16 protein-coding genes are annotated in these 23,047 nt (G+C 50.2%); 13 read left to right on the top strand and 3 right to left on the bottom strand.

Annotation, left to right across the window (positions count from 1 at the left end):
- Positions 1 to 574: 574 nt before the first annotated feature.
- Positions 575 to 2,623 carry a TonB-dependent receptor gene (locus P2W70_RS05565; protein ID WP_276480445.1) on the bottom strand — a complete coding sequence of 683 codons (2,049 nt, stop codon included), beginning with the start codon at positions 2,621 to 2,623 and terminating at the stop codon, positions 575 to 577.
- 129 nt (positions 2,624 to 2,752) lie between these two features.
- On the opposite strand from P2W70_RS05565, the gene P2W70_RS05560 reads away from it, so the two are divergent.
- The 5 genes from P2W70_RS05560 (at position 2,753) to P2W70_RS05540 (ending at position 9,583) form a co-directional block, all read left to right on the top strand.
- Positions 2,753 to 4,090: an APC family permease gene (locus tag P2W70_RS05560; protein WP_276480444.1), complete on the top strand. Its 1,338-nt coding sequence runs from the start codon at positions 2,753 to 2,755 to the stop codon at positions 4,088 to 4,090.
- A 2-nt stretch (positions 4,091 to 4,092) separates the two neighbouring features.
- Positions 4,093 to 5,271, top strand: coding sequence for a trans-sulfuration enzyme family protein (locus P2W70_RS05555; RefSeq protein ID WP_276480443.1), 1,179 nt, complete (start codon positions 4,093 to 4,095; stop codon positions 5,269 to 5,271).
- A 236-nt stretch (positions 5,272 to 5,507) separates the two neighbouring features.
- Positions 5,508 to 6,971 (top strand): TolC family protein, encoded by a 1,464-nt coding sequence (locus tag P2W70_RS05550; RefSeq protein WP_276480442.1) that lies wholly within the window; start codon positions 5,508 to 5,510, stop codon positions 6,969 to 6,971.
- A gap of 66 nt (positions 6,972 to 7,037) precedes the next feature.
- Positions 7,038 to 8,414, top strand: coding sequence for an efflux RND transporter periplasmic adaptor subunit (locus P2W70_RS05545; protein WP_276480441.1), 1,377 nt, complete (start codon positions 7,038 to 7,040; stop codon positions 8,412 to 8,414).
- Between the two features lie 134 nt (positions 8,415 to 8,548).
- Entirely contained in the window at positions 8,549 to 9,583 is a 1,035-nt protein-coding gene (locus P2W70_RS05540) for an NAD(P)H-dependent glycerol-3-phosphate dehydrogenase (protein WP_276480440.1), read from the top strand.
- Positions 9,584 to 9,727: 144 nt separating this feature from the next.
- Here the strand turns inward: P2W70_RS05540 and hemW are convergent, their stop codons facing one another.
- Positions 9,728 to 10,849 carry a radical SAM family heme chaperone HemW gene (gene hemW / locus P2W70_RS05535; protein ID WP_276480439.1) on the bottom strand — a complete coding sequence of 374 codons (1,122 nt, stop codon included), beginning with the start codon at positions 10,847 to 10,849 and terminating at the stop codon, positions 9,728 to 9,730.
- Between the two features lie 47 nt (positions 10,850 to 10,896).
- Between hemW and P2W70_RS05530 the strand changes: the two genes are divergently transcribed.
- The 8 genes from P2W70_RS05530 to porN all read left to right on the top strand — a co-directional run bounded on the left by P2W70_RS05530 (position 10,897) and on the right by porN (position 21,965).
- A complete protein-coding gene (locus P2W70_RS05530; RefSeq protein ID WP_276480438.1) occupies positions 10,897 to 12,708 on the top strand; it encodes a BamA/TamA family outer membrane protein in 1,812 nt (603 codons plus the stop codon).
- A 130-nt stretch (positions 12,709 to 12,838) separates the two neighbouring features.
- Entirely contained in the window at positions 12,839 to 13,897 is a 1,059-nt protein-coding gene (locus P2W70_RS05525) for a DUF4271 domain-containing protein (protein ID WP_276480437.1), read from the top strand.
- A gap of 76 nt (positions 13,898 to 13,973) precedes the next feature.
- A complete protein-coding gene (locus P2W70_RS05520; RefSeq protein WP_276480436.1) occupies positions 13,974 to 14,732 on the top strand; it encodes a uroporphyrinogen-III synthase in 759 nt (252 codons plus the stop codon).
- Positions 14,733 to 14,831: 99 nt separating this feature from the next.
- On the top strand, positions 14,832 to 16,898 hold the full coding sequence (locus P2W70_RS05515) for a thioredoxin domain-containing protein (RefSeq protein WP_276480435.1): 2,067 nt from the start codon (positions 14,832 to 14,834) through the stop codon (positions 16,896 to 16,898).
- A gap of 102 nt (positions 16,899 to 17,000) precedes the next feature.
- A complete protein-coding gene (gene porK, locus P2W70_RS05510) occupies positions 17,001 to 18,326 on the top strand; it encodes a T9SS ring complex lipoprotein PorK/GldK (protein ID WP_338119819.1) in 1,326 nt (441 codons plus the stop codon).
- 142 nt (positions 18,327 to 18,468) lie between these two features.
- Complete coding sequence (porL, locus tag P2W70_RS05505) at positions 18,469 to 19,239, top strand: type IX secretion system motor protein PorL/GldL (RefSeq protein ID WP_276480434.1); 771 nt, start codon at positions 18,469 to 18,471, stop codon at positions 19,237 to 19,239.
- 84 nt (positions 19,240 to 19,323) lie between these two features.
- Positions 19,324 to 20,907, top strand: a complete 1,584-nt coding sequence (gene porM, locus P2W70_RS05500) for a type IX secretion system motor protein PorM/GldM (protein WP_276480433.1) — start codon at positions 19,324 to 19,326, stop codon at positions 20,905 to 20,907.
- Positions 20,908 to 20,930: 23 nt separating this feature from the next.
- The gene (gene porN / locus P2W70_RS05495) at positions 20,931 to 21,965 is read left to right on the top strand and encodes a type IX secretion system ring subunit PorN/GldN (protein ID WP_276480432.1); all 1,035 of its coding nucleotides are present in this window, start codon (positions 20,931 to 20,933) and stop codon (positions 21,963 to 21,965) included.
- 328 nt (positions 21,966 to 22,293) lie between these two features.
- Here the strand turns inward: porN and P2W70_RS05490 are convergent, their stop codons facing one another.
- Positions 22,294 to 23,031: an MBL fold metallo-hydrolase gene (locus P2W70_RS05490; protein ID WP_276480431.1), complete on the bottom strand. Its 738-nt coding sequence runs from the start codon at positions 23,029 to 23,031 to the stop codon at positions 22,294 to 22,296.
- Positions 23,032 to 23,047 lie beyond the last annotated feature (16 nt).

Genomic DNA, 23,047 nt, shown 5'->3' with positions numbered 1-23,047 from the left:
AAGAGTTTTAATGCCTGCTAATTATGAATGCCTGTTATCGGTATCGCGGCGGGGTGCCTGTATGCGATCAATTGAGCATGCCAAACAAGGGGATTGGTTCTAACTAAACAATTTCTGCCGCCGGAGGAGGTTCCAGTTGCAGATCAAAAGACTCCAAACAGGGTAGAATTTTTATGCCTGCTTTTTGCTAAATCGCACCTCAAGCAGATACATAATCAAATATTTATAATTGTTTAAATATCGTTATATTTTATTTACTGCCGAGCTATTGCCGAGCTCATGCCGAGGTACTGCCGAGCTGGTCCCGGGCTTTAGATCCTCGATAGGTTCTCGGTAGGTCGTCGATGGGTCCTCTAAATATCCTCTGGGCCCAGCCACCACTCCGCCTACAACTTGCCCTATAGAAAGACGGGGTTTAGGCAATAACCAGAGAAGTTGTAGAACAGTCGCTGCCGGGTGGTGGAGCATCGCGGGTGGGAGGTAGGTCCATCGCCGTACAGGTAAGGAACGAAGGGCATAAAAAAGGGGCCGGCTGGCGGTCCCTGTATTCGTTGATCTCGGGTGTATCCTATATCTATTTTACATACTTGAGGATGATGCCACCATAAAAATTGGCGGCTGCAGCCGCATTGTAATAGCGGCCGGCGGCGGCATTGATATCATTGCCCAGGCTGTAACGAACATCGAAGAGGTTATCGGCACCGGCAAAGAAGTCGGCTGCCAGGCCGCCGGCCAGCCGGGTACGCCAGCCAATGCGGCCGCCCGATAGCTGATACGATGAAGCTATCTCCGTATTGGCATCATTGAGCGCAATAGGGTCATTGTAATACCAGGTGAGGTTGGCATACAGGCCGGGGCGTGTGGTGATATCCAGGCCCGCCGCCACGACATGCGGCGCCACGCTCGGCAATTGCTTACCCGAAAAATCAGTACTGCCCTGTTTGAAATCGTTGTATTCAAACTGGCTCCAGGTATGGCTTACCCACAGGCGGGCTGCAGAAACAAATCCGCCCCGGCCGGGTAGCAGTTGATAATAAGCCTGCGATTCGATACCGAATTGTTTGGTAGACCCGGCATTGACAAAATAGTCTGCATTGCTGGCGTCGCGGCGCTGCACAATGGCATTGCGGAGGCGGTAGTCGAATACATTCACTTCAACATACAACCGTTGTTGCAGCCAACTGCTTTTGATGCCTGCTTCATAGCTCACGCCACGTTCCGCATTGAGGCCGGTACTGATCACCGAAGTAGAAGGCAGTACCTCCTGGGTGGTGGGCGGTGAGAAACCTTTCGCTACGCTGGCATACACCAGCAGTTCGGGGATCAGCTTTTTGGACAACGCCACCCGCGGTGCCCATTCGTTGCTATAAGTACGTTTGACCGGTACAAATGAAGGCACCGACAACCGGGTAATGGTAATGCTAGACTGGTTGAAGCTGGCGCCCGCATCGAGGCTCCAGTTGCCGGGCAGCCGTAACGAAGCCTGCGCGAAAACGGAATAGAGCCAGTTGTTGATATCGTCGTCGGTTAATACTGAGTCGGGGTTGCCGGCTTTGTTCTGGAAGGTCTTGGTATTGAAAAATCCTTTCTGGGCTTCGGCGCCGGCAGAGATCTTCAGGTGTGTACCCTTCCAATGCTGGTTCCAGTTGAATACGGTACGGCCGCCAAAATGTGGCTCCGTTCTCTTCTCGTAGTTGCGGAACGTCGGGTTTTTGATGACGGAGAAGGCGCCATAGACGACCGATTGGTTATCGAGTTGCTCGCTGATCCGGTACTGGTGCGAGAGACCGGCCAGAAAAGTTTGCTGGTAAATCGCCGCCTTGAGTGCATCGGCGTTGGGACGGGTACCCCGTGGGTTGTTCTGAAATTCGGTTTTCGTCAAACCACCGGGCGTTTGATAAAAAAGATCGCCATAGAGCACGCTGGCTTGCAGGGTTTGCCGGTCGTTGATCTTGAGGCTGGTTTCCCAGGTGGCCACATCGCGCCGCATATTGGTATGGTCACGGTACCCATCGCTGGTCTGGTGGGTGAAGCCAAAGCTATTGCGGTTGTCGTCACCGCCCACGCGCACCTGCGCATTGAGGTTGTTAAGGTTGTAACTGCCATGAATATAGCCGACATCGACCCCGCGGGTCCAGGTGTCGGGCTGGCTGTTGAGCAATACTGCCCCGCCCGTTCCGGCGCCATACAGGCTGCCGGCCGGTCCTTTGATCACTTCGATGGAGTTGAGGTTGTAGTAGCTGAGTTGATTGAGGTAGGTATTGCCGCCGGGATCGGTAAAAGGAATACCATTCCAGTAAATCTTGATGTTGCGAACGCCGAAGGGCGAGCGCAAGGTGCTTCCGCGTATGTTGAGGCGGAAACTGCCGGGCGACCGTTCTTCCATGTGCACACCAGGCGTACTGTTCAGGGCGGGCAACAGGCTGGTATTATTGAACCGTTCCAGCTGGGGTTTGCCGATATAATTGATGGCGCCGGATACTTCCTTCAATTGCCGGTTTTGTTCGTAGGCTTTTACGGTAACGGATTGCAGGTTGCCGGCCGTGTCGGTTGCCGGCGTTTGTTGCGCAGTAGTGGCCATGGCCGTCAATACAGTCAGCAGCAATAGTACGATGTTCTTCATCAGAGGGTTTGCATGTATTTGTAGGGTAAAAATACACAAAAACAGCAGCTGGATACTAACTAATACCTGTAACGGATCAGGTTGAAAATGGAAGGGGTAAAGATCAACAGTTTTCTTTATCTTCCGCGGATGAAGGCCAAACTAAGCCTGTTCGATCTCACCATGATCGTCATTGGACTGGTGATCGGTATGGGTATCTTCCGAACTGCTTCGAACTCTGCTAAAGACGCTTTAACCCCGACTGTATTTTTTGCAGCCTGGATTGTAGGTGGGCTGGTGGCGCTCTGTGGCGCCCTTACCTATGCCGAAATAGGGTCTCGGCATCCGGCCACCGGTGGTTACTATCGCATCTTTTCTTATGCTTATCACCCCTCACTGGCTTTTTCCATCAACTGCCTCATCCTGGTATCCAATGCCGGCTCCTTATCGGGCGTGGCCTTGATCGGAGCGGGGTATATCAGCAAGGTGATCTTTTCCGGACCGGTATCTGACCTGACCAAGGTAGGGATTGCCGCCGTGGGGGTGATCATCTTTTATGGGGTCAACCTGCTGGGGTTGCGGATGAGTGCAAAAACCCAGAATGTGCTTATGGTGATCAAGATCGGGATGGTCCTGATGCTGATCGCGGCTTTGTTTTTCCCTGCGCTGTACCACGACAACAGCACCACCATCGTGGCGCCGCCGGTCGATGCGGGCTGGGACCAATACATCAAATCATTTGGCCTGAGCCTGGTGGCAGTCTCGTTTACCTACGGAGGCTACCAGCAGACGATCAATTTCGGGCATGAGGTGAACAATGCTTCGCGCAATATTCCCCGGGGTATTTTCATCGGTATTACGGCCATCATCGCGTTGTACCTCGCTGTCAATTATAGTTACTATAAGATCGTTGGTTTTGAGAACCTGAAAAATACCAATGAGATTGCTTCGGTGATCGCCGGCAAACTCTTCGGCCAGGATGGTGCCGATGTTTTTTCCGGACTGCTGTTCCTGTCAGTGCTGGCGTATGTGAATGTAAACCTGTTAAGTAATCCCCGGGTGATGCTGGCGATGAGTGAAGATGGGGTATTGCCGGCTGTGTTCAAGAAGAAGTCATCGCAAAACGAAGTGGCTGTGATGTCGCTCACGGTCTTTACGGTGATCTGTATCATTGTACTGTTTTTTGCCAAGACCTTCGATGAGATCCTGAGCTTTACCATCTTCCTCGATTGTTTCGGGATGGCCCTGTCTGCCGGGTCGATCTTCATGTTGAGGAAACGCACCAGGCACCTCGACGGCACGGGTATCTATTCCATGAAGCTGTATCCTTTGCAACCCCTCATTTTCATCGCAGCCTATATATTCGTCAGCATCAGTATCATCATCAACAAACCCATGACTGCCCTGATCGGTGTGACGGTGCTGGCCGGATTTATGTTGCTCTATTTTTTAATGCCGAAAAGAAGCCCAACGAAAACTGAAAACTAGTTATGCTACCAGAACATGACCTGTCGTACATTTTGAATGAACTCGGAGAAGACCGCGACCAGTATTTTCGTGCGATTGCGCCTCCCATCATGCAAACCAGCAATTTCGCTTTCAAGAAAGTGGATGACCTGCGCAAGGTATTTGAAGACGAATACAGCAATTATCTCTATACAAGGGGGCTGAACCCTACGGTCGATATCCTGCGGAAAAAGCTGGCTGCCCTCGACGGGGCAGAAGATTGCCTCGTATTCAACAGCGGCGCCTCTGCCATTTTCGCTTCGGTATTTGCCAACGTGCAATCGGGCGACCACATCGTGTCGGTCAACAAGCCCTATACCTGGGCGCAGAAGATGTTTGACAATACATTGCCCCGCTTTCAGGTGTCAACAACCTATGTGGACGGCACAAATATCGACAACTTCGAACGGGCCATTCAACCCAATACCAAAGTCATTTACCTCGAATCGCCCAATAGCTGGGATTATGCCATCCAGGACCTGAAAGCGGTGGCCCAGCTGGCGCGCTCGAAGGGCATCGTGACCATCGTCGACAACAGCTATTGCACACCGCTTTACCAGAAGCCTATCGAACTGGGCATCGACATGGTGCTGCAGTCTGCCACCAAATACATCGGGGGGCACAGCGATGTGGTAGCCGGCGTATTGACCGGCTCCAACGCCATGATGAAAAAGATCTTCGACAACGAACTGCTCAATATGGGCAATGGGGTCACGCCCTTCAATGCCTGGCTGCTGATCAGGGGCCTGCGTACCCTGCCGGCGCGCCTGGAGCGGATCACGGCCACCACGCACAAGGTGATCGCTCACCTTCAACAGCATCCGTTGGTAGAGGAGGTGGTCTTCCCGCTCGATCCGGGTTTTGCCCAATATGACCTGGCCCGTTCCCAAATGAAAGGGGCCTGTGGCCTGCTGACGATCGTTCTGCAAGCAAAAAAGATGCAGGAAATTGTAACCTTCTGTGAATCACTGCGACATATTATGATGGCCGTCAGCTGGGGTGGATACGAAAGCCTGATCATTCCCAAGTGTGCTTCTTTGCAACCGGAGGCCTTTGATCCTGCTGTTAGGGACCACCGCATGCTTCGGATCTATGTAGGTCTCGAAGAGCCGGAATACCTGATCGCCGATCTCGATCAGGCATTGGCTGCCGTCGGCCGCTAGTGTCTGATACTGCTGATAGCAACCCGTAGACTGGCCATCGCCGATGGTCAGTTCAAGTCATTTCAGCAGGAGGAAATGGCTGGTCATCGCCTTCAGGGCCATACCGTGCATCAATTTTAACGGGATTTTTTTTCCTGCTTTGGCACCCATGCAGTATTTTGTGGGGTTAGACTCGCTGTTAATCTGCCTGTGAAGTACCCTGCAACTGTAAAAACTATTAATTACTGATTTGTTCTATGAGAAAACAGATTCTATTACCCGTTTTACTGCAATTAGGACTGGTGGGTACGGCTGCGGCACAGGAAAAGTGGGGCCTGCAACGTTGCGTGGAGTATGCGTGGGCCAATAACATTACGATCAAGCAGAGTACGATCGACAAGGAAATTGCCGATGTCGACCTGAAGCAAAGCAAATGGCAGCAGTACCCCGGGGTCGATTTCAATACGAGTACGGGTGTGCAGTGGGGCCGCTCGATCGATCGTACCACCAACGTATATACCAACGTCTCCAATGTATTCCAGAGCTTTAATGCGAGTGCCGGTGTAACTGTCTTCAACTGGCTGCGCATCAAGAATAACATTCTCGCTACCCGTCAACTCAACAGCGCCGCCCAGATGGATGTGGAGAAATCCAAAAATGATGTGGCGTTGAATGTGGCCACTTATTTCCTCCAGGTATTACTGGCGCGTAAGCAAATGGAAATTACCCGCGTAACCATGGAGCAGACCAAGAGCCAGATCGATTTTACCCGCAAACGGGTAGAAGCGGGTACGGTACCAGAGCTGGACGCGTTGACACTGGAAGGCCAGTATGCTACCGATAGCTCCGCCTATATCGGGGCTATGGCCAATATTGACCAGGCGATGCTGACGCTGAAAGTGGCGCTGAATATCGATGCGGGTGCTCCGTTCGATATCGAGAATCCCGCTGTAGAGGATATTCCGGTTGATCCGATCCTTCAATTGCAGCCGGAGTCGGTTTTCAATATTGCGACGAAAAGTCAACCGGCCCAGAAGGCGATCGCCTTCAGGATTCAGTCGATGGAGACCTCCCTCAAGGTAGCGCGTGCGGCGACCTATCCTACCATTTCTGTTTTTGGAGGCCTGGGTACCAACTTCGCCAGTCCCACCAAAACAGTGGTTGGCGATCCCGTTCTCGCGGGCGCCGATTTGATTGGTTATGCGCAACAGAGCCCCACCGTTACCTATCCGGTATATGTGCCCAGGTTTACGCAGGCCACCGGACGTAAGTCGTTTGGCGATATCTGGAGTGGCTGGGGCAGCCAGCTCAACAACAACTTTGGTCAAAACCTCGGCTTTCAGATCGCCGTACCGATCCTGAGTGGCGGACAGGCCAGGTTCAATTACCAACGTGCCAAACTGAACCTGAAAGGGGCGCAGGTGACGAAGGAGCTGATCGATCAGACATTGAAAAATGATATCTATAAAGCCTATTACAGTGCCTCTGCGGCCCTGCAAAAGTTAAATGCCTCTAAAAAGTCGGTTGAGATCAACCAACGGACCTTTGATTTTGCCAACAAAAGATATGAAGTGGGCTTGTTGAATCCTTACGAGCTGCTGATCACCCAAAACAACCTGAACCGTGCCAAGGTCGACAAGGCTTCTGCCGAGTTTGACTATGTGTTTAAGATGAAAGTGCTGGAGTTCTATAAAGGAGAGGGCATCAGGTTGACGAAATAGACGCATCGCACCGGCAATCCGGTAAATGAGAAAAGACTGACTAACTGAACAACCAATAAACGTATTATGAAGAAGAAAAAACTCCTGTGGATCATTATTATCATCATTGCCCTGGTCCTGCTGTTGTTGGGCCTGAAGTCGGGTGGTGTGATCGGTAAGGAAGAAGGGATCAAGGTGTCTACAGAGAAGGTGGTAAAAAGAACAATCATAGAGACGGTCAATGCCAGTGGCAAAGTATATCCCGAAGTGGAAGTAAAGATCAGCCCGGATATTTCGGGGGAGATCGTGGAGTTGAACTATGATGAAGGTGATAGTGTAAAGAAAGGGGCCGTGCTGGCACGTATCTATGCCGATATCTATTCTTCACAACGTACGCAGGCTGCTGCTGTCGTTGATCAGCAACAGGCTACGGTGGCCAACAGCCAGGCGCAACTGGCCAGTCTGTTATCAGCACGCGATCTGGCCAAACGTACTTATGACAGACAAAAGCAACTGCGGGATGAAAAGGTGATCTCGGCGGCAGAATTCGACCAGGCGGAGAATGGTTTGCGTACGGCGCAGGCGAACTATGATGCAGCTTTGCAGAATATCCGTAGTGGCCAGGCGTCGATTGCCAGCGCCCGTGCCAGCCTCGAAAGAGCCGATAAAGACCTTAGCCGTACCGCCGTACTGGCTACCATGCATGGCGTGGTGTCGCTCATGAATGTGAAGAAAGGAGAGCGGGTAGTTGGTAATTCCATGATGGCAGGTACCGAAATGATGCGCATTGCAGACCTCAGCGTGATGGAAGTGCAGGTGGATGTAGGCGAGAACGATATCCCCAAGGTAAACCTGGGCGATTCGGCGCTGATCGAAGTGGATGCTTATAACAACCGTAAATTTAAAGGCATCGTCACCAAGATCGCCAGTAGCAATACGACTGCAGCCAGTGCTGCGGCCACTGCCACCAGCAATGACGTTACCAATTATAAGGTACATATCCGGATTCTGAAGGAGTCTTACCTGGACCTCATCGATCCTGCCAAGCCCAAGAAATTCCCTTTCCGCCCGGGTATGAACGCCAGTGCGGATATTCAGACACTCACCAAGACCAATGTGCTGGCTGCTGCCATCAATGCGGTAACCACGCGTGAGAAGGGTACCGATAAAGTGGCCAACAACCAGGCCGATAAGAAAGAGGAAGAAGGCATGCAGCAGGAAACGAAAGCCGGTTTGTCCAGCGACCTGGATGAAGTGGTATTCGTGATGCAGAAAGACGGTACTGTAAAGAAAACAAAGGTGCGCACCGGTATACAGGATATCAATTATATTGAAATTCTGGGCGGCTTAAAAGAAGGCGAGGAGATCGTAACGGCGCCTTATAACCTGATCAGTAAAACGCTAAAGGATGGCGCCAAGGTACAGGTAGTGCCGGCCGACAAATTGTTTGAAACGAAAAAGTAGCGGATGACGGCGGGCAGATGAACGCCGCCTGACGCACAAATAAATAATTTTCAAGAAGGTACAAGGCCCGGGCAATTGCCCGGGCCTTGTACCTTGCACCCGTTTGCTTACTTTTGAGGCAAATAACGATATCCATGAGAGTAGGAGTTATAGGCAGCGGAAGCTGGGCAACAGCGTTGGCAAAGATCCTGACCGACAATAAAAACGTGATCCAATGGTGGGTGCGTAAGGAAGAGATCGTCAGGCACCTGCAGCAACGGCACCACAATCCGCACTACCTGCACTCCGTATCGTTCGATACTTCCCTGTTACAGGTCAGCACCGATATCAATGCGGTGGTGGCTGCCAGCGACTGCCTGCTGCTGGCGGTGCCCTCCGCGTATATACTCGACACGCTCAAGCCTTTGGATAAAGGGGCGCTCAAGGGCAAAAAGGTGATCTCTGCCGTGAAAGGCATCATACCGCAAAAGAACCTGTTGCTGAATGATTACCTGGCTGCGGAGTATGACCACCCGCAAAGCGACTATTTTACCGTTATGGGTCCCTGCCATGCGGAGGAAGTAGCCGCCGAAAAACTCTCCTACCTGACTTTTTCGGGCGTGGATGTAACCGCCACCGAGGAAATCGCGTCTTATTTCAAGACGGAATACATCAATACGATTGTGAACCACGATGTGTATGGGGTGCAGTATGCGGCGATATTGAAGAATATCTACGCGCTGGGCGCCGGTGTGGCCCATGGCCTTGAGTATGGTGATAATTTTTTGAGTGTACTGATCGCCAACTGTGCCGATGAGATGGCCGGGTTTCTCAAAAAGGTGGGTATCCAGCACATAGAAGTGGGCAGCCACGAAGAAGACCCGGTTACGCATCGCCGGTCGGCCAATTACTCGGCTTCGGTGTACCTGGGCGACCTGCTGGTGACCTGTTATTCGCTGTACAGCCGCAACCGCACTTTTGGCAATATGATTGGGAAAGGGTATTCGGTGAAGGCTACGCAGTTGGAAATGAACATGGTGGCGGAGGGGTATTATGCCTGTAAGTGCATGTTTGACATCAATCAAACGGTGCTGGCGGATATGCCGATCGCTACGGCCGTGTACCGTATTTTATGGGAAAATGTTAAACCCGGGGTTGGATTTAAACAAATAGAACAGGGACTTGTCTAAATAATGTAACTTACATACAAGCTATGCCATTCTCTTACTCCACATATGGTCCTTTTGCCGTCCTGATCATTATTGGGATCCTCTCCATTGTAGAGCTGGTCAAGTACCTGAAGGGGCACAACAAATCTCATTAACCGATATTGATTATTGAAACAGGTCGCCGGCAATGCCGTCGGCAAATAGTTTACCCTGGCGGGTAAGTACAAGGCATCCATCGCTTTCTACCAGCCATTGTTTGTCGATAAACGACTGGCTTTCTTTCCGGACCACCCCCACTATTTTCTCTCCGCCCAATCGCTGCAATTGTTGCAGATCGAGGCCTTCTACCGTGCGCAGGCTGGTCATGATGTATTCGTTTACGCGCTGTTCGGGCGTTAGCACTTCTTCTTCAAAGGGCACCGTGTCTTTGGCCAGTGATTGTATATACAGGGCGTTGTTGGCAATATTCCATTGCCGGCCTCTGCCGTTGAAGCTATGCGCGGAAGGGCCAAGGCCCAGGTATTGTTTGCCCTGCCAGTAAGCACTGTTGTGGCGGCTGCGGTGGCCGGGCCGGGCGAAATTGGAGATCTCATAGTGTTCAAAACCTGCCGCGGCGGTCCATTCCATCAGCAGCAGGAATTGCCTGGCCTGGTCTTCGGGCTGTACATCGCTGAGCTTGTGTTGCCGGATCATTTTATCGAGCGCGGTTTTGGGCTCTACCGTCAAAGCATAACAGGAGAGGTGCGTAATGCCCAGTCCGATAGCCCGCATCACGTTTTCTTTCCAGCGTTCATCCGACAGGGTGGGGGTGCCGTAGATCAGGTCGATGGTGATGTTGTCGAAATGCTGCCGCGCCAGTTGCAGGTTGTCGATGGCCTGGCTGGCCGTATGGGCCCGGTTCATCCATTGCAGGTCTTCTTCGAAGAAGGATTGCACACCGATGCTGAGGCGGTTGATACCGGCGGCTTTCCATTGCAGGAGGGCGGTCTCGGTGATATCGTCGGGGTTGGCTTCGAGCGTGATCTCTGCACCTGGCGCTATCGTGAATTGTGCGGCGAGCGCGGCAAGAATTTGTTGCAGTTCTTCGATGGTCAGGAGGGAAGGGGTGCCACCGCCAAAATAGATGGTCTCCACCACCTCGCCGGCGAGGTAGGGTTGCTGTAGTGCAATCTCTTTCAATAAAGCCGTGACAAAATCGTTCTTGAGTCGTAGCGTTGTCGAAAAATGGAAATTACAATAATGACATGCATGTTTGCAAAAGGGTATGTGGAGATAGATGCCTGCCATTGGGTTCCGTATTTTTATCGGATATTACACGTCAATTGATGAAACGGATGAGGACAAAGGTAGCAGTATATCGGCAAATGTGCGGAGGGACCCTTTTCGTTGCCCTGCTGCTGTTGCCCTGCCTGCTCCGGGCGCAATACCAATTGAAGATCACTCCGGTAGATAAGGATACGTTATTCATTCACCAACTGAAGCTGCAGACCGATTTCAAGAACCGGGAAGGCTGTATCGGGTATGTGAATGCCCTGCCCGGGGTACTGAGCGGCAAGGGCTATCCAGGCGCTTCCATCGACAGTGTGCGGTATGACAGTTTATCTGCCGACCTGCAGTTGTACGTGGGGGAGCCCCTGGCCTGGACAAAGCTGCACATCGATTCGGCCGACCGGAAATTGCTGGACCAGGTCAACTGGTCAACGAAAAAGGGGGGCACTTCGAAGCCTGTCGATTTCGTGGCGCTGCAAAACCTGCAACAGAAGTTGCTCGATTACCTCGAAAACAACGGGTACCCATTTGCGAAGATCCAGCTGGACAGCATCCGCCTCGATGGGGAGACTTTTGAAGCCACGCTCAAGGTCGATAAGGGGCCCCTGTATAAGATCGACAGTATTTCCAACCTGGGCAATGCCAAGCTTACTTCCACTTTTCTGCAACATTACCTGGGTATTCCCAACGGCAGTATATTCCGCAAAGACCGGTTGCAGACGGTCAGTAAAAAGATTTTTGAGTTGCCTTACGTGCAGGAACAGCAGCCCTGGGATATGACCATGCTGGGCACCGGCTCCATCCTCAACGTGTACCTGGCTCCGAAAAAGAGTAGCCAGATCAACGTGCTGGTCGGGTTTCTACCGGCCAATGACCAGCTTCTCAACAACAAATTGCTGGTGACGGGCGAGGCTACCATCAACCTAAAAAATTCGCTGGGGGCTGGAGAAACGATTGGGCTCAACTGGCAGCAGATCCAGGTAAAATCGCCGCGGCTCGATATTTCGTTCGCCTATCCTTATCTTTTCAATTCGCCTTTTGGGATCAATTTTGGGTTCAACCTGTTCAAGAAGGATTCTTCTTTCATCAACATCAGCCTGTTGTTGGGCATGCAATATGCCCTGGCCTCCAATCATAGCGGGAGTGTCTATATTCAGAACCTGACTTCCAACCTGCTCTCTGTAGATACCAATGCGGTGAAGTTCACCCGGCGACTGCCGGTGGAAGCGGATGTGCGGTCGGTGAACATTGGGGTGAATTACGAATGGTTCAATACGGATTACCGCTTTAATCCACGAAGGGGAAATGAGCTTATGATCAATACGTCGGCGGGTACCAAAACCGTCAACAAGAATAGTGCGATCGTGAAGTTGCACGACGCCGGTGATCCTTCGTTTGATTTCAACAGTCTTTATGATACGGTGAAGCTAAAAGGTTACCAGTTCAGGGTAAAACTGGCGGCTGCCCATTTTTTCCGGCTATCCCGGGCATCTACGTTCAAGCTGGGACTGAATGGCGGCTGGTTCGAGAGTCCGAATATCTTCCGCAACGAATTGTTTCAGATTGGTGGTTACCGCCTGTTGCGTGGTTTCGATGAAGAGAGCATTTTCGCCTCTCAATATGGTGTGGCAACGCTGGAATACCGATACCTGATCGGACAGAATTCTTTCTTCTTCGGGTTCAGCGATCTTGGATGGGCGAAAAATTCAGTGCCGACCGTAGCCCTGAGCAATACATATCTCGGGGTAGGGGTGGGGATGGCCTTCGAAACCAAGGCGGGTATCTTCAACATCTCTTATGCGGCCGGTAAACGGGATGATGCCAAATTCAATTTGCGTCAATCGAAGATCCATTTTGGTTATGTAAACTACTTTTAGCGTCCGGCAGGCGGGTTATTCCTGTTATTGTGCCATTTTGCGTAAACTTCTTGCTACTTCAAATAATGAATTGATCCACTTTGTCGTTCTCCAGAGATTCTTAATACTTTTGCACACCCAATTATTGCTGGTGAAAAAAATTGTACTACTTGTTGTTGGCTGTATCCTGTGTTCGGTGCTATCCTTTGCTCAAGACCAGGATACGACGGCGCGTCCTCCGCAAGTGACGGCGCCGGTGCCGGCAATCAGGGATACGGGCGTCCGCAAGGCGCCGGTAGTACGTAAAAAGAACGATTCACTGGTAAGGGTGGCCCAGGCATTGGCGGCGGCTCGCCGTGATTCGCTGCAGCGCGACTCGTTGGCGCTGGTGGCTGCCAGGCAACGCGACAGTGCCATGACAGCGCAAATGCAGGGGGCGGCGCCCCATCCGGTGGAAAACACCCTGGCGGGCTTTCAGGCCACTGTACGCAATCATCCTTATTATAATACCAAGCCTGGTAACCGGGTGCTGCTACTGAAAGATTCCGGTCCGTTCAATACCGATGGCATCTTTTATTTTCTGTTGGGACTGGTCTTTTATTTTGCGATCGTTCGCCTGTTCTACCATAAGTACTTGCATGATATCATGACCCTGTTTTTTCGCGCCAGTATGCGGCAGCAGCAACTGCGTGAGCAATTGTCGCAAATGCCGTTGCCTTCGCTTTTCCTGAATATCCTTTTCTTTTGTGCGGGGGGGATGTTCCTGGCCTTCGTGGCGCTGCATTACCAACTAGTGCCGGAGCCAAATCTGTGGTTGTTGTGGGGGTATTGTTGCGGTCTGGTACTGGCGGTATACCTGGGAAAGTTTATTATCCTGAAGGTAGTGGGGTGGATATTCAACGTCAGCAATGCAACCGATACCTACATCTTTGTCATCTTTATGGTCAACAAGATGATCGGCATTTTATTGCTGCCCGTGTTGTTCATGATAGCGTTCCCCTATCAGCAGTTTTTACCGGTAATTCTTACCCTGGCATTCATTACACTTGGGTTGGCATTGGTCTATAGATTCATAATAGCTTATAAACCAATTAGAAACGAAATAAAGGTAAGCCGGTTCCATTTTTTTATATACCTTTGCGCCTTCGAAATAGCACCCCTATTGCTGATTTACAAGGTGTTATTGAATTTTGTGGAAAGAAGTTATTAATTTTGCAAATCCATACGGCACAAATATGGTAAAAAACGGGGCTAAACACGTAGCAACTGATCTTAATTCGATTAGTGTGATTAAAAAAATATTGATCACCCAACCCAGACCAGAGACCGACAAATCACCGTACTTCGAGCTTGCGAAGAAGTATAGTGTGGACTTGCAGTTTCATCCTTTCATCCGTGTCGACGGTATTCCTGCCAAGGAATTCCGCCGCCAGAAAATTGAAATTGCCCAGTTCTCTGCTGTGATCTTCACCAGCCGCAACGCTATTGACCATTTTTTTCGCATCTGTGAAGAAATGAAGGTTAGTGTCTCTCAGGACACCAAGTACTTCTGCATCACCGAAGCTGTTGCTTTATACCTCCAGAAATTCATCCTCTACCGCAAACGCAAAGTGTTTTATGGTGCCGACGGTACCAACAAGAGCATGTTCGATGTGGTCAACAAACACAAAGAGAACGAGAAGTTCCTCTACCCCTGCTCCGAAAATCAGCAGGACAATGAGATCGTGAACTGGCTCAAGAACAACAATTGCGGGTTTGCCACTCCCTTCATGTACCGCACGATCAGCAACGATGTAAAGGAAGTACTTGATCAGACCGAATTTGATATCATCTGTTTCTTTACCCCCAGTGGTGTAAAGAGCCTGTTTGACAACTGTCCCAAGTTCAAACAGAATGGCACGCGCATCGGCGCTTTTGGTAGCAATACTGGTAAAGCGATCGAAGAGGCTGGCCTGACGCTGGATATCAAAGCTCCTCAACCGCAGGCTCCTTCGATGGTGGCAGCCCTCGAACAATACCTCGCCGGTCTGTTGAAGAAGAAATAACTTTACGCTGATTAACAGCATGTAGTGATCTTGTCGTGAGCGAGCAGCCTATTAATGCCCGTAACCGACCTGGCACGATCATGTTATCAACAGCGTACCATGAGTAAGTTCACCAACCGGTTATTCGAGGAAAGTAGTCCGTATTTATTGCAGCATGCTCACAACCCGGTGGATTGGTATCCCTGGGGGGAGGAGGCCCTTGGTCGTGCCCGCGCCGAAAACAAGCCAATCCTCGTCAGTATTGGCTATGCCGCCTGTCATTGGTGTCATGTGATGGAGAAGGAGAGCTTTGAAGACGAAGCTACAGCCGCCATAATGAATGAGCATTTCATCAACATCAAGATCGACCGCGAAGAGCGCCCCGATCTGGATCACATCTACATGGATGCCGTGCAAACGATGACGGGGAGTGGGGGCTGGCCGCTCAATGTCTTTCTCACACCTGCCGGCAAGCCTTTTTATGGCGGCACTTATTTTCCACCCAAAGCAGTGTACAACCGGCCTTCCTGGACGGAAGTGCTGCACGGAGTGATCAATGCTTACCGCGACAAACAGGACGCCATCGAGGCCCAGGCCGATAACCTCACCCAGCACCTCGTCCGCTCCAATGAATTTGGGTTGCAATCCGTGCAGGAACTTGGCGAAGACTTCGAAGCTCATTTCACGAAGGAGAAAGCCCGCCTGTTGTTTACCAACGTCATGAAAAATGCCGATCGGGAGGAGGGCGGCTTCGGACAGGCGCCCAAGTTTCCGCAAACCTTTACCATCCGGTTTTTACTCCATCATTACTTCTATACGAAGAACGAGGACGCCCTGCGGCAGGCTCGTCTGAGCCTGGATAAGATGATCCAGGGCGGTATCTACGACCAGCTGGGAGGTGGCTTTGCCCGTTATGCTACCGACGGTGCCTGGCTGGTGCCCCATTTTGAAAAGATGCTGTATGACAATGCTTTACTGGTGACGGTACTCTGTGAAGCCTTTCAGCTGACGGGTGATCCGCTGTACGAGCGAACGATCAGGCAAACCTTGTCGTTTGTGGAGCGGGAGCTGCTGTCGCCGGAATATGGCTTTTATTCGGCCCTGGATGCCGATAGTGAGGGGGAGGAAGGAAAGTATTATGTATGGGATAAAGCGACGGTAGATGCCCTGCTGGGCGAAGAATCGACCTTATTCTGTGCCTTCTACGACGTGACGACGGAAGGCAACTGGGAGCATAAGAATATCCTGAATTGCCCGGTAGCACCCGCTGCGTTTGCTGCTGCACAAGGGATTACGCTGGAGGAGTTGTGGCGGCGTATGGACAGTTGCCGGGGGAAATTAATGCAGGTGCGGAACCGGCGTATCCGGCCTTTGCTCGATGACAAACAGTTACTGGGGTGGAATGCCCTGATGAACCTGGCCTTCAGCCAGGCGGCGGGGGCCCTGGGCAGCGAGCATTACCGGGATGTGGCGGTGCGCAATATGGCTTTCCTGCTAAGCCGATTCAACCAGGCGGATGGCGCTTTTCATCATACATACAAAGAAGGTGTAGCACGGTATCCGGCCTTCCTGGACGACTATTCTGCCCTGATTCAGGCATTGTTGCAGCTACAGGAGGTGACCAGTGATACCGGGTATTTGCATACGGCCAAGGCCCTGGCCAGCCGGGTAATTGACCACTTTAGTGAGCCAGAAACAGGTTTTTTCTTCTTTACACCAACCGGACAGGCCGATATTATCGTACGTAAGAAAGAAGTGTACGATGGGGCAGTACCCTCGGGTAATGCGGTGATGGCCATTAATCTCTATTCCCTGGGTATCATTTTTGATGTGCCGGCCTGGCGGGAACGAAGTGTAAGGATCTGCAGCCTGTTGCAGCAGACGGTCAGCCGGTATCCTGGTTCGTTTGGAGTATGGGCTACGATGATCCAGGCACTCATTTATACGATCCCGGAGATAGCGATTATTGGCGGGGATTTTGCAATGCATCGCGAGGATGTTTTACGCCGGTTTCTGCCTATCCACGTACTTCAATCCGCTCCCACTGGACCCACAAACCAGGATTTTCCCATGCTGGTAAACAAGCCTGATTCGTCGGACACGGCCATTTTCCTGTGTCGGGATTATGCTTGTCAACAGCCTGTAAATGAGGTAGATATGTTGATGCGGCAGATAGATAATGTGTAAAACTTAATCTTTTTTGGGATACAATAATAAGGTTTCGGACGTCGTTTATTCCTACGCTGGAGTTCTGTATTGCAGTTCTAAAAAATAAATTCTAAACTTGTGATGAAGTCGGTAAAACATTATTTTTGCCCAATACCCTTTAATATGATGAAAATGAAAAACCTATCCGCCTTAACAGCTGTGGTGGCACTGGTTTCTTTTGCCACAGGTTGTAAGTTCGGAGGCAAGTCTAAAGGTTTGCCAGATGATGGCCAGCTTCATGGTGTATCGCCGGCAAGCAAGTACAACCTGTCAAAACCGCCCGGGATGGTATATGTCCCACCAGGAACTTTCCATATGGGCCCCAGCGACGAGGATGTTAACTACGCTTACACTGCAAAAAATAAGCAAGTGTCTATCAACGGTTTCTGGATGGACGCTACAGAAATCACCAACAACGAGTATCGTCAGTTCGTACAATGGGTTCGTGACTCCATTGGTGCCGTAAGACTGCAATACGGTAAAGAAGTAGACGGTGTCTTCGTGATCGACTGGAAGAAAGCCAAGACGATCAAGTGGAATGACAAGGCCACTGTTGAAAAGATCGACCAGATGATCCTGACGCCCGAAAACCGGGTGTTTGGTAAAAAAGATCTGGATCCCGCCAAGATCATCTATCACTCCGAGATATTCAACCTGAAAGAAGCAGCTCGCCGCGAGAATGCCAATGTTCCCCGCTCCAAGTTCATCGTAAAGAAAGACGAGAAAGTCTATCCCGATACGCTGATCTGGATCCGCGACTTCAGCTACTCGTACAACGAGCCGATGACCAAGCGTTATTTCTCGCACCCTGCATTCGGAAACTATCCTGTTGTAGGTGTTAGCTGGAAGCAGGCTACTGCCTTCTGCGAGTGGAGAACGCAATACCTGAACTCACACCTGGAGCGTAAAAAGCAGCCTACCGAGTCTGACTTCCGTCTGCCTACCGAGGCTGAGTGGGAGTACGCTGCCCGCGGTGGTCGTTCACAATCGATGTTCCCCTGGGGTAACTATTACCTGAGAAATAAGAAAGGATGTCTGCTGGCCAACTTCAAACCTGGTCGTGGTAACTATCCTGAAGATGGTGGTTTCTATACCGTACGTGCCGATGCTTACTGGCCCAACGACTTCGGTCTGTATTGCATGGCGGGTAACGTTGCGGAATGGACCTCATCGATGTATTACGAAGGTGCCTATAACTTCCAACACGATATGAACCCCGACGTTCGCTTCAATGCGAATGACGCCGATCCCCCCCGTATGAAACGTAAAGTTATTCGTGGTGGTAGCTGGAAAGATGTAGGATATTTCCTGCAAACCAGCACACGTAGCTACGAATACATGGACACTGCAAAGTCTTACATTGGTTTCCGTTGTGTAATTGACTTACCTCCTATGCAGAGAAAATAATTCTGCTTACGGGTACTTTACTGGCTGCTTAAGACGTTAATTGATGCTGGTGCGCAGGCACAGAATCAACATTATAAAGTATTGTTTTCACTAGTTTAACCCTATAAAATCCGTTTTCTAACCATTTAAACAATTTAAAATTATGGCTGGAGTTTCTAAATCAACCGAAAGAGTGGTGAATGTAGTAGTTTGTATGGGCGCTGCTATCGTAATCTTTGGTGCCTGGCAAAAAATTACTCACCAGGCGCTTGCTGACTTCTTCTTAACAGCCGGCCTTATAACTGAAGCTGTTATCTTCATCGTGTACGCTATCCTGCCCCCTCCCGGAAATGATATGCATGCACTGGCTGAAGCGTTACCTAAATTGGCCGGAGGCGCTGGCTCTGCCGGTAATCCTGCACTCGAAAAGATGGACAAAATGCTGCAGGATGCTGATATCACGCCTGCGAACCTCGCTAAGTTGAGCGATGGCTTCAAGAAACTCGGTACTTCTGTACACAACATCGCCGAAGTTTCTGACGTGGTAAAAGCTACCAACGACTATTCCAAGAAAACTTCAGAAGCTGCTGCAGCGTTGGACTCTATGAAGAATGCTTATCAGGGAGCTACCGCTACCATTACGCACTTCAACCACGCTGCCGACAGCACTAAACAATTCCATGAGCAGGTTCAGGTACTGACCAAGAACTTAGGTTCGCTGAATGCGATCTATGAGCTTGAGCTGCAGGACACCAACAACCACCTGAAAGCAATGAACAGCTTCTACAGCAATCTGGCTGAAGCATCTCAAACCATGAAAGGTAGCGTAGATGATGCCAAGAAAGCGCATGAGCAAATTGCCAAGCTGAGCAACAACCTGAGCAGTCTGAACACTGTGTACGGCAACATGCTCAATGCTATGCAAGGTCGTTAATTGTTAAATGGTGATTCAAGTCCGATATCCATGAATCAAAGAAGCTCCATTAAAAGAATTGTTTAAACTGAAAAACCTAAATCTATGGGTTTACCCAAAGAGCCCCGGCAGAAAATGGTCAATATGATGTACCTGGTGCTTACAGCGATGTTGGCACTGAACGTATCATCTGAGATCCTTAACGCTTTCAAAGTAGTCAATGTCAGTATCGCCAACTCGAACGCGGTGATCACTGAAAAGAATAACTCCACTTATGCTTCTTTTGCTGAAAAGTTGAAAGACGATCAGACAAAAGCAAAGGCCGCCATCTGGGCGCCTAAAGCAGAGGAGGTGAAAAAAATGTCTGCTGACCTGTTCAATTACATCGAGAACCTCAAGACGGAAATGAAAAAACGTTCCAAGCTGGAGATCAAAGATGGTGTTGAACATTATGCAGAAGATAACCTGGATGCTCCTACGGCCATGATGGACAAGGAGAGCAAGGGTAAAGAACTGTACGACAAACTGGTCGCTTATCGCAAGAATGTGATCGGTGTGCTGAAACCCGAAGAATTTGCCGACAATCCCAAGTTTCAGGCTGACCTGAAAAAAGAGATCGAAGCATTCAATAAGAATCTTCCCATCAACGTGAATGTGCCCAAGAGCCAGAGCGGTAAAGAGTACAGCAATGATGCGAAGGGTTGGACGACCAACTACTTCCACATGACGCCTACTGTAGCTGCCATGACCATCCTGAGCAAGTTCCAGAATGATGTTAAGAGCTCTGAGGCGCAAATGGTAGATTATCTCCATTCTCAGATCGGTACTGTAAAGATCGTGTATGACCAGTTCCAGGCTATTGCGCAGGCTAACACCAGCTATGCGATGCCCGGTGATGCGATCGAGATCACAGCCGGTGTAGGCGCCTTCAGTGCAGCTGCGCAGCCTAAGATCTTCATCAATGGTGCCGCTCAAACGTTGAACCCTGATGGTACTGCCAAGTGGAAAACAACCGCTGGTGGAGCCGGTGACCACGCTGTAGACGTGCGAATCGAGTACGCAAAACCTGATGGTTCTGTGGCTACTGTTAACAAGAAAGTAAATTATACTGTAGGTCTTCCTTCAGGTGCCTCTGTGTTCCTCGAGAAGATGAACGTACTGTACGTAGGTGTCGATAACCCCCTCACCGTTTCCGGTGGTAGCGTAGGTCGCGAGAAGGTGAAAGTATCTTTCTCTGGCGGCGTGCCTGTAACGAACAAGGGTGGTGACAGCTACTCCATCAAGCCAACGGCCCCCGGTCAGGCGAAGGTGATCGTAAGTGCTGACGGTAAGCCTTATGAGTTCCCCATGCGGGTTAAATTCCTGCCTCCTCCCACGGCTTTCGTAGGAGCCAAGAAATCCGGTACCATCTCCTCTGCCGAGCTGAAAGCGATCGGTGCGGTGATTGCCAAACTTGACTCTGACTTCGAAGCTCCCTACAAAGTAGTTAGCTACAAAGTAGGTGCGGTCGGTGGTCCTATCCAGATCTATGCTGAAGCAGTAAACAACGGTAACCGTTGGTCTGGCCCTGCTGAATCACTGATCAGCCGTTCTGGTCCTGGTACACGCCTCTTCTTCGATGCGATCCAGGTGGTAGGTCCTGATGGAAGGCAACAGGAAATTCCAAGCATGGTGTTCCAGCTTAAATAATCATATTTTAAATAATTGGGATAATGAAGAACCGTATTATCAAATTGTGTTTGCTGCTTACAGTGATGGCATTTGCAACTGTCGAGGCCGACGCTCAGGCAAAGCCTAAACGTACCGCTACCAAGCGGCCTGCAAAGAAGGGTACTACTGCCAACAGGAATGCTGCGGCCGCCAATCCGGCTGCCATTGCGCCACCCCCTGTTGATACTGTAAAGCCCGCTCCTGTGCTGGCTGATATTAAGTTACCTACGATCAAAAGGTCATTGCGGAATGACAATGCCATCGAGCGGAACCTGGTCAAAGACCGGATACCGCTGACTTATGAGCACATTCGCGAAGATGATGCGGCTTACATGCAACGTGTATGGAGAGAGATCGATGTACACGAAAAGATCAACCTGCCTTTTGTTTACAAGGCAGATGATGATCAGGGTAACCAACGGTTCATCAATATCCTGCTGGGCGCTATCAAAAACGATAGCATTACAGCGTTCTCTGCCGAAGATGATCGTTTTACCACGCCATTTACTTATGCTCAGATCTCTGAGCAGCTGGTCTCCAAGCCCAAGGTAATTTCTGTGCCCGACCTGGCACAGGATCCAGATGGCTCTAAAGGCCTGATGCGTGACACGACCATCACCGAAGAGTTCAATCCTGATAAAGTCGAAAGATACTGGATCAAAGAAGACTGGGTATTCGACAGAGAGTCTTCCAGGATGCACGTTCGTATCCTCGGTATCGCTCCCCTGAAGACGATCACGAACGATGACGGATCTTTCCGCGACGTGACGCCTGTATTCTGGGTGTATTACCCCGATCTGCGGCCTGTATTTGCCAAACACGAAGTGTACAACGGTAAAAACTACGGAGCCCGCATGAGCTGGGAGGAGCTGTTCGAAAGCCGCATGTTTGCGAGCCGGATCATCAAATCGACTATCAGTAATCCCAACGATGAGTTCATTAAAGGGTACATTAAAGACCCGATCCTTGCCTTATTGGAAGGAGAGAACGTCCGGGAAAAGATCTTTAATTATGAACAGGATCTCTGGTCCTATTAAGATTAATGATAATACTAAAAGAAGGCACCGTAGTTTTACGGTGCCTTTTCTTTTTTATTTCAGGAACTACGTAATGAGCTAAAAATGAGGAGAATTGCACCCGGATAGCGGGAAGATTTTTTTTTAAAATACCCAGTATCAGGTATTGTTTTGTGGGTTTGATTCACTATTTTTACAATGGTTTTTCATAGGATATTGGATTTTAAAAACGGGGCTGGATTTCTATCCGGGCCCCTTTTTTATTATATCCATTTATGATATGAGGCACGGAGATCTACGTTGATGAATTGCGGAATTCGCTATACCCGGCTACGGGTATTTACTAGCCCTAAAACCGGTAAACGGGGTTTTGTACGTCATGATAGAACAAAAACGTCCACTTTTCCGCCTCTCCCTGCTTCCACCATTCCTGCCTTAACTCCATGCATTTCTTCCCATCATAGTCATACTTAGCTACAAACCGGCTGCGCATTTGCTGCAGTTGAGGGGCATCGTCACCGCCTAAAAACACCTTTTCGCCGCCATCCACGATCCAGAATACCTGGTGCCAGGGGCTATGGGCCGCGGTAATCTCATACTTGATATAGCCATCGATCACCCCATTGCCATCGAGCCAAACCACCTGCGGTGCATTGCGCAATGCTTCCAGCTCTTCCGGTATATAGGAGGGAAAACCTTTTTCGAAGGCGAATTCAAACTCTTTGCGTTGTACGTAGTATTTAGCCTGCGAAAAACTCAACTGGCCGGAGGTGAGGTCGGGGTTGCTTACACCACCCGCATGGTCTTTATGGAGATGGGTCATCAATACCTTGGTGATCTCTGATGGATTGATGCCATTATCGATGAGGTTCTGGTGCAGCTGTGATCTGCCTTCGGGCGTCTTGAAGCCGAGCCCCGTATCCAGCAACAATACATCTTCTGAAGTGATCACCACAAAGGGCTGTACTTCTACCAGCAAACTGCCTACTGGTCTTTGCTGTAATTCATCTTTGGATGCATCAAAGGGTACGAACAGCTTGGACTTATCGATCGTGAAACTGCCTTCGCTGAGTGGAATGATTTTCATCCTGCAAAATTGCAGG

The organism is Paraflavitalea pollutisoli (genome assembly GCF_029360705.1).
Lineage (GTDB): Bacteria > Bacteroidota > Bacteroidia > Chitinophagales > Chitinophagaceae > Paraflavitalea > Paraflavitalea pollutisoli.
The sequence above is the reverse complement of the archived record's forward strand: the minus strand, read 5'-3'. Positions and strand labels throughout refer to the sequence as shown.